The organism is Paraburkholderia sp. SECH4, from assembly GCF_030511745.1.
GTDB lineage: Bacteria > Pseudomonadota > Gammaproteobacteria > Burkholderiales > Burkholderiaceae > Paraburkholderia > Paraburkholderia madseniana.
This window is the reverse complement of sequence record NZ_JALOCP010000022.1, coordinates 127,363-142,149: the sequence shown is the minus strand read 5'-3', so window position 1 is coordinate 142,149 and position 14,787 is coordinate 127,363. Positions and strand designations below refer to the sequence as shown.

The 14,787-nt window shown below is 62.9% G+C and carries 12 protein-coding genes; 8 read left to right on the top strand and 4 right to left on the bottom strand.

All coding sequences use genetic code 11. The features are described from left to right. Positions 1 to 141: 141 nt before the first annotated feature. Genes M0D67_RS26460 through M0D67_RS26450 form a run of 3 tightly spaced genes read right to left on the bottom strand, consistent with a single transcriptional unit; the run spans position 142 to position 5,712 of the window. Positions 142 to 3,192 (bottom strand): efflux RND transporter permease subunit, encoded by a 3,051-nt coding sequence (locus M0D67_RS26460; RefSeq protein WP_266240352.1) that lies wholly within the window; start codon positions 3,190 to 3,192, stop codon positions 142 to 144. Next, the gene (locus M0D67_RS26455; RefSeq protein WP_171929121.1) at positions 3,189 to 4,316 is read right to left on the bottom strand and encodes an efflux RND transporter periplasmic adaptor subunit; all 1,128 of its coding nucleotides are present in this window, start codon (positions 4,314 to 4,316) and stop codon (positions 3,189 to 3,191) included. The genes M0D67_RS26460 and M0D67_RS26455 overlap by 4 nt, the downstream gene beginning before the upstream one ends. Beyond that, positions 4,306 to 5,712, bottom strand: coding sequence for a TolC family protein (locus tag M0D67_RS26450; protein ID WP_266240351.1), 1,407 nt, complete (start codon positions 5,710 to 5,712; stop codon positions 4,306 to 4,308). The genes M0D67_RS26455 and M0D67_RS26450 overlap by 11 nt, the downstream gene beginning before the upstream one ends. A gap of 214 nt (positions 5,713 to 5,926) precedes the next feature. Here M0D67_RS26450 and M0D67_RS26445 point away from each other — a divergent pair, with 214 nt between their 5' ends. The 3 genes from M0D67_RS26445 to M0D67_RS26435 all read left to right on the top strand — a co-directional run bounded on the left by M0D67_RS26445 (position 5,927) and on the right by M0D67_RS26435 (position 8,763). Further along, positions 5,927 to 6,586 carry a response regulator gene (locus M0D67_RS26445; protein ID WP_154565648.1) on the top strand — a complete coding sequence of 220 codons (660 nt, stop codon included), beginning with the start codon at positions 5,927 to 5,929 and terminating at the stop codon, positions 6,584 to 6,586. Next, positions 6,586 to 7,950 (top strand): HAMP domain-containing sensor histidine kinase, encoded by a 1,365-nt coding sequence (locus M0D67_RS26440; RefSeq protein ID WP_266240350.1) that lies wholly within the window; start codon positions 6,586 to 6,588, stop codon positions 7,948 to 7,950. Before M0D67_RS26445 ends, M0D67_RS26440 begins: the two co-directional genes overlap by 1 nt. Before the next feature lie 96 nt (positions 7,951 to 8,046). Further along, complete coding sequence (locus M0D67_RS26435; RefSeq protein WP_266240349.1) at positions 8,047 to 8,763, top strand: ProQ/FinO family protein; 717 nt, start codon at positions 8,047 to 8,049, stop codon at positions 8,761 to 8,763. A gap of 18 nt (positions 8,764 to 8,781) precedes the next feature. Here the strand turns inward: M0D67_RS26435 and M0D67_RS26430 are convergent, their stop codons facing one another. Continuing rightward, on the bottom strand, positions 8,782 to 10,125 hold the full coding sequence (locus tag M0D67_RS26430; protein WP_154565645.1) for a TAXI family TRAP transporter solute-binding subunit: 1,344 nt from the start codon (positions 10,123 to 10,125) through the stop codon (positions 8,782 to 8,784). Between the two features lie 150 nt (positions 10,126 to 10,275). Between M0D67_RS26430 and M0D67_RS26425 the strand changes: the two genes are divergently transcribed. The 5 genes from M0D67_RS26425 to M0D67_RS26405 all read left to right on the top strand — a co-directional run bounded on the left by M0D67_RS26425 (position 10,276) and on the right by M0D67_RS26405 (position 14,774). After that, positions 10,276 to 10,713: a DUF2946 domain-containing protein gene (locus M0D67_RS26425; RefSeq protein ID WP_168435924.1), complete on the top strand. Its 438-nt coding sequence runs from the start codon at positions 10,276 to 10,278 to the stop codon at positions 10,711 to 10,713. Positions 10,714 to 10,818: 105 nt separating this feature from the next. Next, a complete protein-coding gene (locus M0D67_RS26420) occupies positions 10,819 to 11,715 on the top strand; it encodes a hypothetical protein (RefSeq protein WP_266240348.1) in 897 nt (298 codons plus the stop codon). 30 nt (positions 11,716 to 11,745) lie between these two features. Beyond that, the gene (locus M0D67_RS26415) at positions 11,746 to 12,126 is read left to right on the top strand and encodes a copper resistance CopC family protein (protein ID WP_266240347.1); all 381 of its coding nucleotides are present in this window, start codon (positions 11,746 to 11,748) and stop codon (positions 12,124 to 12,126) included. A 159-nt stretch (positions 12,127 to 12,285) separates the two neighbouring features. Then, the gene (locus tag M0D67_RS26410; protein ID WP_266240346.1) at positions 12,286 to 13,341 is read left to right on the top strand and encodes a HoxN/HupN/NixA family nickel/cobalt transporter; all 1,056 of its coding nucleotides are present in this window, start codon (positions 12,286 to 12,288) and stop codon (positions 13,339 to 13,341) included. 374 nt (positions 13,342 to 13,715) lie between these two features. Further along, positions 13,716 to 14,774 (top strand): hydrogenase expression protein HypE, encoded by a 1,059-nt coding sequence (locus tag M0D67_RS26405; protein ID WP_171929114.1) that lies wholly within the window; start codon positions 13,716 to 13,718, stop codon positions 14,772 to 14,774. Positions 14,775 to 14,787: the final 13 nt, after the last annotated feature.

Genomic DNA, 14,787 nt, shown 5'->3' with positions numbered 1-14,787 from the left:
CCCGTATACAAGCCCTTTCGGGCTTAAGTTGAGAGCATTGCCCCGCACAGGGGCACCGCTAAAAGACCACTAACAAATCAAGGAAAGGCCAACACCCCAGGAACACGGACAACAAGCGCCGCGAAGGCAAAAACCCGCCCATTAAATGGGCCCCTTCCTCATCAACAACTTCAACAAAACAGGCAACAACAACAACACCAACGGCAACTGCACAATCAACCCAGAAATAATAGCAACCGCCAAAGGCTGCTGCATAGCAGCCCCCTGCCCGAGGGCAAAAGCAAGCGGCAACAGCGCCAAAATAGCCGCAATAGTGGTCATGGCAATCGGCCGCAACCGATTCCGCCCAGCCGCGATCAGCGCCTCCTCAAACCCAATACCTTCATCCCGTATCAACCCCTGCAACTCCGATACATAAAAGATCGCCACCTCAGTCACGATACCGATAATCATCGTCATCCCCATCATTGCGGAGATGTTCAACTCGATACCGGTCATCCACAGCCCAATAAACACCGCACCGGCAGCCAGCAAAGGCATCGCCATCACCGCCAACGCAACCCGGAAGCGTTCGTACAGAAACAGCAGCAACCCAAACACCAACGCAATCGCAGCACCAAACACGGTCAACAAACCCTTGAAAGCAATCTGCTGCTGCTGGTACAAACCGCCCAGTTCGTAATACACACCGGTCGGCAACAAGCTCTTGTCGCTCAGCGTCTTCTGTACGTCAGCGATCGTCGAGCCCAGATCGCGGCCATCGATACGCGCCGTCACCGCCACCATCCGCTTGAGGTTGTCGCGGCTGATCTCCGGCTGGCCAGTCACCGTCACCTGATCGGCAACACGGTTCAGCGCGAACAGATGGCCGTCCGGTGCGCGAATCTGCAACAGCCCCAGTTGCGTATCGGTTAGCTTCAGTGCGCCCGCCACGCGCACCCGCACGCCCACCGTCTTCGGTCCGGTCTGGAATTGCGTCGCAACGTTGCCTTCCACCATGTCGGACACGGCCTGTGCAATCGACTGCGGGTCCATGCCCTCGGCCGCCGCGGCCTCCGGCCGGATGTGCAATTCGAGCGCGTCGCCCGCCGGATTGATGCCGTCGTTCACGTCCACCACGCCTTGAATCTTGCCGATCTGCGCGGCTACCTTGCGTGCGGTGGTGTCGAGCGTGTTCTGATCGTCGGAATAGATTTTTATCTGCACCGGCTGGGGCACCGCGGTCAGGTCGCCGATCAGGTCCTCCATCAGTTGCGCGAGCTCGATATTCACGCCGGGCACCTGCGTTTCGACCTTCGAGCGGATTTCTTCCATCACCGTTTCGATCGGCTCGCGGCCAGTCGATTTCAAGCGCACGAAGAAGTCGCCCTTGTTGGGCTCGTTCAGGTCGCCGCCGAGACCGGCGCCGGTGCGGCGAGAGTAAGTTGCAACGTTCGGATTCGCGCGGATGATGCCCTCGATCTGCTTCATCAAGCGGTCGGTTTCCGTGACGGACGTGCCCGGCTCGGTGTGATAGTCGAGCACGAAACCGCCTTCGTCCATGCTCGGCATGAAGCCGCTGCCTACTCGCGTGAAAGCGAACGCGGCCACCACGATCAGCGGCAGCAGGCCGAGCAGCACGAGAATCGGACGTGCCGTGACGTGCTCAATCAGATAGCCGTAGCGCCGGTTCATCCATGAAGCGAAGCGGGTTTCCTTGTGTTCCTCGGCGTCCTTCGGCTTCAGCCAGTGGTCGCACAGAATCGGCACCGCGAGCCATGTGACGAGAAACGAAATGAACAGGGCGCTTGCCATCGTCACCGAAAGCGCCTTGAAGAACGCGCCCGTCACGCCCGACAGAAACGCGAGCGGCACGAAAATGATCAGCGTCGCCGCCGACGACCCGGCAAGCGGCCGCGTGAATTCGAGCGCCGCCGCCATCACGCGGCCATGGAACTTGTGCGCGCCGCCTTCGCGCATGCGTCGCACGATGTGCTCGATCATCACGATGGCGTCGTCGATCACGAGGCCGACCGCGGCCGCCATCCCGCCAAGCGTCATGATGTTGAAGCCCATGCCGAACACGTCGAGCAGCAGAATCGTCGCGGCCATCACGACCGGCACCAGCGCGACCGCAATCGCGGTGATCTTCCAGTTGCGCAGGAAGGCAAACAGCGTGAACGCGGCCAGCACCACGCCGATCATGATCGCGTCGCGCACGCTGGTCGCCGAGGCGATCACCAGTTCGCTCTGGTCGTACCAGTTCGAGAGATGCACGCCCGCCGGCATCTGATGCTGGAAGTCAGCGAGCCTCGCACGGATCGCCTTGGCCATCGCCACGCTGTTCGCGCCTGGCTGCTGGAAGACGTTGAGCAACACGGCGTCGTGGCCATCGGCCGTGACGCGCATCCATTGCGGCACGACACCCTGACGGACTGTCGCGATGTCGCCGAGGCGGATTTGCGTTGCACCGTTGGTCGACACCACCACGTTGCGCAGTTCTTCGAGTTGCGTGATCGTGGTGTTGGCAATCACGAGGTACAACTTGTAGTGATCCTCGATGCGGCCGGTGGCCATCAGCACGTTGCTCGCGCCGATCGCTTTCGACACGTCCGAGAGCGAGACCTTGTAGGCGGCGAGGCGCGCCGGATCGATCGCGACTTCGAATTCGTCCTGCGCGCCACCGGTCACTTCGACGCGAGCAACGCCTTCCACGGACGACAGCAACGGCCGCATCTGGAACTGCGCAAGATCGTGCAGCGCCGACAATGACTGCTGGTCCGACGTCAGGCTATACGCGAGCACTGGGAACACGGTCGGGTCCATGCGGCGCACCTGCATCGAGGTGCCTTGCGGCAGCGTCGCGAGGATCTCGCTGATCGCCGACTGCGCCTGCAACGTGGCTTGCGCCATGTCGGTGCCCCAGTCGAAATTGATCGAGATTTCCGCCGAGCCGCGGCTCGTGGTCGATTCAACATCGCGTACGTTCGGCACGCGACGCAGCGCCTCTTCGACCGGCATCGTGACAAGCGTGGCCATCTGTTCGGCGGGGCGGTCGCCCGCGTCGAGCGCGACGACGGCGCGTGGAAACGCGACGTTCGGGAACAGCGAGATCGGCAGACGAAACGCGGTCAGCGCGCCTGCGATCGCCAGCAGCGCGATCACGAACAGCAGCGAACGCCGGTGCTTCTGCATCCATTGACCGAAATTCATCGCGGCGCGCCTCCAGCAGCCCGCACCGCCATGCCGTCCTTCAACTCATAGTTGCCGCTGACGACGAGGCCTTCTGCGCCGTCGATCGGGCCGTCCACGCCGTAGCGGTCGCCGTTCTCGACCTGCGTGACCACGGCCACGCGGCGCGCCTTGTTTTGCGGCGTGATCTGGAAGACGTACGCGCCTTTGTCGTCTTTCAGCACGGCGGCACGCGGCACCACCCAATGCGTGCCGCTGCGGGTCGCGATGTCGGCGCTGACACGCGTGCCCGGAATGAATGCGCTCTGTCCGAGCGGAACGTTCGCACCGACGTTAACGAGCTGGCTTTGCTGATCGACCGACGCCCCGACCAGCACCACGTGGCCGTCTGCCGCGGTCTTCGCGAGCGTGGTGGACAGGCCGTGCAACGTGACCGTGTCGCCGGCATGGATAGCAGGGATGTCCGACGGCTCGACGCCGAGCATGACGTTCGCGCGCGCATCCTTGCCGTTACCGCCGGCCAGTTGCAGGATCGCGGCGCCGGGCTGCACCTGATCGCCCTGTGCCGCCGATACCTGCAAAACCACGCCGTCGATCGGCGCCGCGATGATCTTGTTGCCGCCCGCGACACCGGTCTGGTTTTGCGCCGCGAGCGCCTGCTGCGCGTCCTCGGCAGCCTTGCGGGCCGTGGCGAGTTGCGATTGCGTGGCGAGCCCTTTGTCGTACAGCGATTGCGTGCGCGCCAGTTCGCCTTGCGCCAGCGTTACCGCGCTTTTCGCCTGGGTGGCGGCGAGCACTGCGGCTGGATCGGCCTGCACGACGAAAAGCGGCGTGCCGCGCGTCACGCTCTGTCCGGCTTGCACGCGCATTTGCGCGATACGCGCGACGTACGGCAGATTAACCGTGGTCAGGTTCGACGCGGACGCCGCGACGATGCCATACGCGCGGACCGGTTGCGCGATGACGGCGCGCTGCACCCGCACGGTTTGCACAGATACGACGGATTGGTCGGCCGCATCGTCGCCGGCGGACGCACTGGCCGCACCGGCCGCATGCGCGCCGATGCTCATCAGTGCAGCGCAGGCGAGAGAAGTCGCATAAGTGGCAATGCGCGGTCGCCGCGCCGCAAGTGGACTATTTCGCATGAGTGTCGGTGAAGGTCTGAGCGGAGGAAAAGGCGTCGGGGATCGCGCTGCCCAGCAATGCCTGCAAGCCGACGCGTTGTTCGGCGAGCGATTCGCGCAGCGTGGCGACGTCGACACGTTTGGTGAGCGAGGCACTTTCTGCATCGGTGTAGGCACCGAGCACGAGTTCGTGCTGCGCGTAGGCCGTGGCTGCATGCTGCGCGGCAAGGTCGACATCGGGCAGCGCGGCCTCGGTCTGCTGCAACTGCCGCGTGAGAATCACGCTGTCCGCGCGCATATGAGCGACATCGGCATAAGCCTGATTCAGGCGTGACTGATATTCGTCGCGCAGGCGCTGACGCGTCGCTTTTTCGATCGCGACGTTGCCTTGATTGCGGTTGAAGATCGGCAAACTCAGATTGATCTGGAAGCCGCTGGTGTAGATGTTCGAGGTGTCGCGCGCGCGCACGAAACCCACTGAAAGACTCGGAAACTGGCTGAGAATCGCCGCGCGGTATTTCTGCTCCTGCGCTTCATAGCCCGCCTGCAGCGCGATCAGATCCGGACGGCGCTGCGCGAGTTTGGCGAGCGCCGCGTCGAGCGTCGCATCGGGCAATTCGGTCGCGTCTTCGTTGCCGGTGAGCTGCAACTGCACCTCCGGCGAGAGGCCGAGCAGCGCGTTCAGATCGTGATGCGTCTGTTCCGCGGCCCGTTCGGCGTCCGTGTATTGCTTGCGTGCGTCGCTGTAGGCGGTGAGCGCGGCGGTCAGCGTGTCGTCGGTCAGATTGCCGTCGCGGCGCGCTTCGGCCATGCGCTCGTAACGCGTGCGCGCGAGGTCGCGCTGCTGTTGCAGCAGCGGCAGCGTGTCCTGCTGGAAGCGCGTCTTGATGAACAACTGCCGCGCCTGGGCGACGATCTGCCATTCCTGCCACAGCAGCCCGAGATCGGTTTTGGCTACCGTCGCGTCGGCGGATTGTTTGTTCGCGCTGCGCAGCACGATCGCCATCACGTCGATGCTCAGACCGTAATTGAATGCGCGCGTCGCGCCGGCCGCGCCCGGATAATCGCTCGATACGCTCAGTTGCGGGTCGGGCAACAGTCCGGCTGAATAAGCCTGAGCCCGGGCAATGCCGAGATCGTCGCGGGCCAGTTTCAGGTCGGGATTGTTCGCCACTGCAAGCATCGCGACTTCGTCGATGTCGAGCCCGTCGGACGGATCGAAGCGATGCGCGGCCAGTTCGGGCAGCGGCATGGTGGACGGATCGATCTGGATGCGTTCGAGCGAGCGGGCCGAGGTCGACGTATCCTGCGGTGCGAGTGGCTCGCGGTGATACCACGAGCACCCGCCGAGCAGCATCGCGCAGATCGGCACGAGCACGCGCAACCGTGCGGCTGCGGCGGCGTTGAAAACGGGCAAAATCCGGCTCCTGAACAATAGATGGGGCAGCCGCGAGCGGATGTCGCAGAACAGGTGCCGATTCTGCTGATATGGAGCTTAAGGAACGCTTAACGGACATTAAGCGTCCCCCAAGCCTCCCTTCAGCGTCACCTAAGCGTCCGATAAGGAACGCATAAGGAAGCGTTAAGCTAACGGGCCGGACAATGCGGGCAAACTGGAGAGAGGAGAGGCCATGCGTCTGCTACTGGTCGAAGACGACGACATGATTGCGGAGACGGTGTTGGGCGCGATGCGCCGCTCGGGCTACGCGATCGACTGGGCCGAAGACGGCCGTGCGGCGGAGCTGTCGCTGGGCAACGGCGTGTACGACCTCGTGCTGCTCGATCTCGGCCTGCCGAAGAAGGACGGCATCGACGTGCTCAATACCTACCGCAAGAGCGGAGGCGCCGCGCCGGTGATCATCCTGACCGCACGCGACGCGGTCGACGAGCGGATTCGCGGCCTCGATGCAGGCGCCGACGATTATCTGATCAAACCATTCGACCTCGACGAACTGGCCGCGCGGGTGCGCGCGCTCTTGCGGCGGCGCACCGGGCAGAAGCAGCCCGTCTATGCGCACGGCGAGCTCACGCTCGATCCCGCGGCGCACGAAGTCACCAAAGGCGGCGAACTGCTGCCGCTCGTGCCGCGCGAGTTCGCCCTGCTGCAGGCGTTGATCGAAGAGCCCACGCGCGTGTTCACCAAGCCTGAGCTGGAAGAGAAGCTATACGGCTGGGGCGAGGAGGTGGGCAGCAACACCATCGAAGTGCATGTACACAGCTTGCGGCGCAAGATCGGCGCGGAGCAGGTCGTGACCGTGCGCGGCGTGGGCTACCGTCTGAAGAGGTGCTGATGACGTCGATTCGCCGCTGGCTGCTGGGCTGGCTGATTTTCGGGCTGGCCGCGGCCTCGGGCGTGGCCGGCTTCGGCATCTTTCACACCGCGCGCGAAGAAGCGGGCGAACTGTTCGACTACGAACTGCATACCGTGGCGCTGTCGTTGCCGTCGAATCTGGCCGGTGCGGGCGACGGCGAGCATAGCAATCCCGACCTGGGCGATCTGGCCGACGACCGGGTCGTGATCGAAATCTGGGACCGGTCCGGCAAGCTCATCTATCACTCGATGCAGGCGCCGGTGTTCTCGCGTTTGCCTGCGGGTTTCAGCACGGTCGAGCGCGGCGAGAGTCACTGGCGCGCGTTCGGGTTGGAACAGCGTGACCGTTATATCCAGGTTGCGCAACCGATCTCCGTGCGCGAGGACCTTGCGCTGACTCTGGCGCTGCATACGCTCTGGCCGCTCGGCCTGCTGGTGCCGGTGACGATCGTGCTGGTGCTGCTGGTGGTGGCAAGGGGGCTGGCGCCGATCGGCGGGCTGACGCGCGCGCTGACGACCCGTTCGCTCGATTCGCTGGAACCGTTGCATCTGGACGGCAGCGTGCCGGTCGAAATCAAGCCGCTGGTACAAGCGCTCAACGATCTGCTGCAACGTCTGAACGTTGCTTCGCAGGCGCAGCGCACGTTTATCGCCGATGCCGCGCATGAGTTGCGCTCGCCGCTTGCGGCGCTGAAGCTGCAATTGCAGGCGGCTTCCCGTGACGGCTCGCTAAAGGGCGAGGGGCAAACGCTGGAGCGCGTCGAGGGGCGGGTCAACCGGATCATTCACCTGGTGCAGCAATTGTTGACGTTGGCGCGTGAGGACGCGCATCCGGTGACGTCGATGGTGCCGGTGAGTTTGCGCCGGATCGGCGAGCAGGTCGTCGGCGATTTTTCGCTGCTCGCGGAGACGAAGGAGATCGATCTCGGGCTTGTGTGTGAAGACGCTCGAGCGAACTACGATGTCTATACGGCGCTGGCTGAGCCGCATGGGATGAGTGTTCTGTTGGGCAACCTGATCAACAATGCGATCCGGCATACGCCGCGGGGTGGGCGTGTCGACGTGATTCTGAAACGGTCGGGCGAGCGGGTGGGATTTGATGTCGTGGACAGCGGGTCCGGGATACCGGAGGCTGAGATCGAACGGGTTTTCGACCGGTTTTATCGAGGGCAAGAGGCGAAGGGCGAGGGCAGCGGACTTGGATTGGCGATTGTGGCGCGGATCGCCGCACGGCATCAACTGCGGCTTTCCCTGCGCAACAACACCGGCCGGCCCGGCTTGTGCGTGTCGGTTTTTGGCCTGACGGCGGTTGAGGTTGCGGCGCCTGTGGCGGTTAGAAGCTGACCGTTCGCCACGGCTGGCCCACGGCGCCGCGCGGCCTCTCACGAGCATGTTTCAACACGCTGCTACAATCTTGTCTTTCTCGATTGATTGTGCGCTATGGGTTTCGAACAACTCGCTGAATTGAAGAAGCAACTGGCTGCGGCACGCGCCGAAGCTGCGCCTGCGGCCAAGCCGGTCGCCAAGCCCGGTGCGAAGCCTGCGCGCAAGCCGTCGCCGCCGCGTCGTGCCGCGCCTGGTCGCAAGCCAGCGACCGACGCCAAGCCGGCGGCTGACGCCAGGCCCGCGGCCGACGCGAAGCCGGTGGACCCGGTGGTGAAATCGATCGGGAGACTGCAAAAGCGCTTCCCGAATGTTTTCCCGAAGAATCCGGCGCCAAAGCTGCCGCTGAAGGTCGGCATCTTCGAGGATCTCGTGGTTCACGCGAAGGAGCTGTCGCTGAGCGAAGCCGAGTTGCGCGACGCGATCAAGACCTGGTGCCGTGGCAGCCGCTACTGGAAATGCCTGGTTGAAGGTGCCGCGCGCGTCGATCTGACGGGTGGCGAAGCAGGCAAGGTGACGGCCCAGGAAGCGGCCGGCGCGCAGCGTCTGCAGGCGCATCGTGCGGGTCGGGGCGCGGCGAAAGCTGCGGCTTCGTCGGCTGACGCGTCCGCCAATGCCTCTGCTGCATCGGTCGTTTCGGTTGATGATGCAGCGCAAGCAGCGGCCACCCCGCAAGCCGAGGCGGAGAGCCAGCCGCAGGCTGCCTCGCCGGACACCCCCGCCGCTGAATCGACAACGCCGCCGGCAGCACCGTCGGCCACTGCCGAAGCGTAAATAAGGCCGGCCGCCCCGTTAAGGGGCGCTGCCTTGTGCCGCCAGCCGGACCCGCACGAAGCCGACGTGCTCGCGCAGCACATAGAACGCGTCGGCGTATGCCAACGGCATACGCAAGCGGTTAAGCGACACCTCGATTTGATCGAGCTCCGCGAAAAGCTGCTTGCGCTCCTCCTCGGTCGAGTCGGCGAGCGCGCCGCGCTCGATCGCAATCAGCGCACCGTAATAGCGATAGATGCGCGAGCGCACGCGCCAGCGGTACAGCGCCGGGATCAGCCGCATCGCCGGAAACAGCAGCACTGCCATCGGCAGCAGCAGAACGAGCGTGCGGTCGCCAATGCTCGCGAGCCAGAACGGCAGCGCGCGGTACAGAAAACTCTTGCCGGTCTTGTAGTAGCGCTGGGCGTCTTCGCTGATCTGATATTCATGGGCAACCGGGCTCGGGAACTCCCCCGCGTGCTGCAACAGCCCTGGCATGCCATGCACCTCCTGCGCGGCCTCAATCAATAAGTCGGAAATGGCCGGATGCAAATTGCTCCGGGCCACGAGTTCGGCCGTTGGACTGATCAGATGAATGGTGTCGGGCGGAATTCTGCGCTTGAGATCCAGCACGCCGGGCGGTAAGTCGAGCTCCTCGAGATAGGGAAAGAGGCGCGTATAGGCGGTGGCTTCGTCGAAATTCATCGCGGAGATGCCGGGCACTTTCAGGAGCCGCAGCATCAAGCCGCGCGTGGCCGAGTCGCCGTTCAGGATCGCCGCGTCGACATCGCCCGCCACGAGTTGCGTGGCGGCCTGCATGCCGTCGCTCGGCACCAGCACGGTGTCACCGCCCGGTCTGATGCCATTTGCTTCCAGCAGTTTGAGCGAGAGGAGGCGCGTGCCGCTGCCTTCGCGGCCGATTGCAATCCGTTTGCCTTCCAGTTCTGAAAGCTCGCTGATACCCGTGCCGCGATAGAACACCACCACCGGAATATAGAAAACGCTGCCGAGCGACATCAGCGATGACGTGTCGAGCCCGTCGGCCACGCCCCCTTGCACGAGCGCGAGATCGACATGCTGTTTCGGGTCGAGCAGACGATGCAGGTTCTGCACCGAGCCGTCGGATTCCAGCACCTTCAGCGTGATGCCGTTGCGGGCGAGGATCTTCTTGTACTGATCCGCGGTGACGAGGAACGAACTGTCGTGCGGGCCCGCGCTCATCGTGATGGTTTTCGGCGGCGCCGGATCGACCAGCCAGACGATCAGCGTGACCATCAGCACGAAAAGCGCTGCCACGATGACGTAAGGCAGGGTGTGATCGCGCCACTCCACATGCGAATGATCGCCGGGTAAGTGCGGGAGACGCGGGCGATGCGCTTTCATGGGCACTCCATGCCGATAGCCGGAATGAGGCATTGTCCACTGTCTGCAGCATATAGGCGAAATGTTCGGCATAACCGGCGCCTTGCCGGCCAGGACACGCGATAGGCCATGGCATAATCCACGACAGCTTCTAATCGTGTCGCCGGGCGCATCTTGAGTCGTTTCCATCGGAAGATCGGCAGTTGGCTGGGATTGTTTGCGATCCTGATGGCCACGCTCGCGCCAACGATCTCGCATTCGCTCGCCGCACGCAACGGCGGTGAAGCCGGAATGGAAGGCGAGCATTGCTCGATGCCGTCAATGGCTTCCATGCCGGGAATGGAAGCCATGTCCTCGATGCCCTCCATGCAGGATCAGGCATCGGACGACCCCGGCAGCAAACACGCTCAACACGCTGCCATGTCCGACGGCGACGCCTGCGGCTATTGCAGTCTGCTCGCCCACATGCCGGCGGTGCCCAGCGTCGAGGCGCTGTTCTTCGTCACCGTCCGTGCTGTCCAGCACACCGTCGCGACCCGCTTCGAGCGGCTTCGCCGCGTCGAACCGCTCACCTTCGCGCAGCCTCGCGCTCCTCCGTTCCCATCCTGATTCGAGTCATACCGTTGCGATGCCATGACCGCATCGCGATGCCGCCGCACGTCCGTCTGTCGAGGCGTGTGCCGGCATTGTCACAACCTATGAACAGGATGAACCATGCAAACCCAGACAACGCGCAGCGCGATACCGCTGCGCGCGGCGTCGCTCGTTGCGGCTACCGCCGGCGTATTTCTCTTCGCTCCTTCACTCGCCAGTGCTCACGCGATTGCGGGTAATCGCATCTTTCCGGCGACGATGGCCGTCGACGATCCCGGTGTCGGCGACGAAGCCAACCTCGAATACGGCCACCAGCGCGTACCGGGCGACGCCGGCGATCAAAGCATCAATACCTTCGACTTTGAGTACGACAAGCTGATCACGCCGCGGCTGGCGGTCTCGGTAGACGGCACGTACGCGATGCAAAACAATCCGAAGGCGCGCGGCTTCGACAACTTCGGCGTCGGTTTGAAGTACCTGCTGTACGTCAACGATGAACACGAATTCATGACCTCGGTCGGTGTGAACGCCGAACTTGGCGGCACGGGAAGCCGCGCGATCGCGAGCAACTTTTCGACGATCTCGCCGACGATTTTCGCCGGCAAGGGTATGGGCGATCTTCCGGCATCGCTCGCTTATCTGCGGCCGATCGCGATCACGGGTGAAGCCGGCCCGGCACTGACCACCGGTGCGGGGCAGCCGAACGCGTTCAACTACGGCTTCACGGTGCAATACAGCCTGCCGTATCTGCAGCAGCACGTGCATGACATCGGCTTGCCGCAACCATTGGCGAACGTGATTCCGCTGGTGGAAATTCCGCTCTCGAGAAGCCAGGGCCAGACAACCGGCACGGTCAATCCGGGCTTCATCTGGATCAACCGTTATGGCCAGTTCGGCGTTGAAGCGCAAATCCCGATCAACCACGCAAGCGGCTCGCACGTGGGCATTCTGGTTCAGGCGCATATCTTCTTCGACGATGTCGCGCCGACCACGATCGGCAAACCTCTTTTCCAGTAACGCATCAACACCATAACGCAGGAGCACGCGATGAAAAACGATCGATATGACTGGCTGCGCGCCGCGGTGAAGGTGCCGTTGCTGATTGCCGGGTTCGCGTTCGCGAGCGCCGCTTTCGCCCATGTATTTCCGCAGAAGCAGGAGCCGGGCGCGGGCGCGACGGTGGCGTCGCCCGCTCGGGTGCGCGTGATATTCGACGGGCCGCTCGAGCCGTCATTCAGTTCGTTGACGGTGACCGACGCGAGCGGCAAGCAGGTCAACACGGAAAAATCCGCGGTCGACACGCATCAGGCGGCGGTGATGGCGGTGCCGCTGCCGCCGCTAGCGGCGGGCCACTACACAGTGCACTGGGTGGCGGTGGCCTCCGACGGGCATCGCACGCATGGCGACTATGCATTCAACGTGAAGTAGCGCTGAAACCGTGCCGCGCCGCGTCATCGCAAGAATGATGGCGCGGCGTGTCCAATCTCGCCGGGGATCGGATGCGCGGGAAAAGTACTATCATCGAATGCAGGCTTCAAGCGCCTGGCTGTGCGACGCAGCCGGCCCAGGCCTCCCGGGAGAGAACCCATGGCGGAGTTTGTTAAGGCGCTCCTCGGCGAGGAAAACGGCCATCAGCGCCGGCAGATCGGATGGCTCTACGCGTTACTACTTACTTTCAATATCGCGGCGTGGGTGGCGGCCTTTGTGGCGTTCCGCGGTTATCCGCTGCTGATGGGCTCCTGCCTGCTGGCTTACTCGTTTGGTCTGAGGCATGCGGTGGACGCGGATCATATCGCGGCCATCGACAACGTGACGCGCAAGCTGATGCAGTCCGGCCAGCGTCCGGTGACGGTCGGGCTGATGTTCTCGCTTGGACACGCCACCATTGTCGTTCTCGCGACCATCGGCATTGCGGCGACCGCCATGGCGTTGCAAAGCCGGATGAGTGGTTTCAAGGAAACCGGCGCCATGATCGGCACACTGGTGTCGACGTTCTTCCTGTTCGCCATCGCGCTTCTGAATCTGATCGTGCTGCGCTCGGTGCTGCGCGCTTTTCGGCGCGTCCGCCGAGGCGAGCCTTACGTCGATGAATATCTCGACATGCTGCTCGCCGATCGCGGCTTTCTCGCGCGTATTTTCCGGCCGTTGTTCCGCCTGATCAGCCAGAGCTGGCACATGTACCCACTCGGCTTTCTGTTCGGGCTGGGTTTCGATACCGCAACGGAAGTCGGGCTGCTCGGCATATCCGCCGCCGGCGCCGCGCAAGGCATGTCGATCTGGTCGATCCTGGTGTTTCCGGTGCTGTTCATGGCCGGCATGACGCTGATCGACACGACCGACAGCATCCTGATGCTGGGCGCCTATGGATGGGCCTTCGTGAAGCCGGTCCGCAAGCTCTACTACAACGTCACCATCACGACAATCTCGGTGCTCGTCGCGCTTCTTGTCGGCGGCATAGAGGGCCTCGGATTACTCGCGGACAGGCTGCATCTGAATGGCGGATTCTGGCAGGCGGTGGGCAGTCTGAATGAGAACTTCGGCATGATCGGCTACGCGATCATCGGCGTATTTCTGGCGAGCTGGTTATTGTCGGTCGCGGTTTACAAATGGATGCGATTCGAAGAACTCGAGATCCGCTCATGAGCGTTGCGGCATATCAACGATTGCGATTGATGGCGCTTACGCGGCAATGACCTGAACCCGTAAGGGCTATCGTCAGAGAATTTCAACAAGCGCGCCGCTCGAATCCTTATCGACCCAATACGCTGCGCGATGTTTAGTGAGTTAGTTACGGAAATTGGGTTATTTCGTATCGCTGAACTATACTCAAAAAAGTTTTTCGGGCTCATCACGGTGGGCACCTATCCCCAACAATACATGCAGCAAATCCGATCCTTTTAACCGCATCGGGCGGAACCGTTATCGATCGATTGCTGGACACGTGACTGCCGTGCGGCACTCGCCACGTATCTTTGCCTGACCTGAAAAGAACGTGGTTCGCAGTGGAGACACTCATCATGGCAGAAGCAGACAACGTCCCCTATGGGCGCAAGACTCAGCACGCGCCGGCTCTCAAGGAAGTGCACATCATCTGGATTACCGCCGGCCTCGGCTGCGACGGCGATTCGGTATCAATTACCGCGGCGACTCAGCCGAGCATCGAGGACGTGATTCTCGGTGCGATTCCCGGCCTACCGAAGGTGCATTTGCATAATCCCGTACTGGCGTATGAAAACGGCGACGAGTTTCTCAAGCCGTTTCACCAGGCCGCGCGTGGCGAGCTTGAGAACTTCGTGCTGGTAATGGAAGGGTCGATTCCAAACGAACGTATCAATCGCGAAGGATATTGGGCCGCATTGGGCACCGACCCCGATACGCAGGAACCGATCACGATTCCGCAATGGCTCGACCGGCTTGCGCCGCGCGCGCTGGCGGTGGTCGGCGCGGGCACCTGCGCGACCTACGGCGGCATTCACGCGATGGAAGGCAATCCGACCGGCTGCATGGGTCTCGCCGACTATCTGGGCTGGGACTGGAAATCGAAAGCGGGCCTGCCGATCGTCAACGTGCCGGGCTGTCCGGTGCAGCCGGACAACTTCATGGAGACGCTGCTCTACCTGCTCTATCAACTGGCGGGTCTCGCGCCGATGATTCCGCTCGACGAGGCACTGCGGCCGAAGTGGTTGTTTACGCGCACCGTTCACGACGGTTGCGATCGCGCGGGCTCCTACGAACAGGCGATCTTCGCCACCGAATACGGCAGCCCGAATTGCATCGTCAAGCTGGGCTGCTGGGGGCCGGTCGTGCAGTGCAACGTGCCCAAACGTGGCTGGATGGCCGGCATTGGCGGCTGTCCGAATGTGGGAGGCATCTGCATTGGTTGCACGATGCCAGGCTTTCCCGACAAGTTCATGCCGTTCATGGATGAGCCGCCGGGAGCGGTGCTGTCGTCGAATCTCATCAAGAGTTATGGGCCGCTGATTCGCAGTCTGCGCAAGCTGACCAACAACACGCTCAACGACGAGCCGAAATGGCGTCACAACGGTTCGAAACTCACTACCGGCTACCGTCGCTGATCTGGCGGCGTAG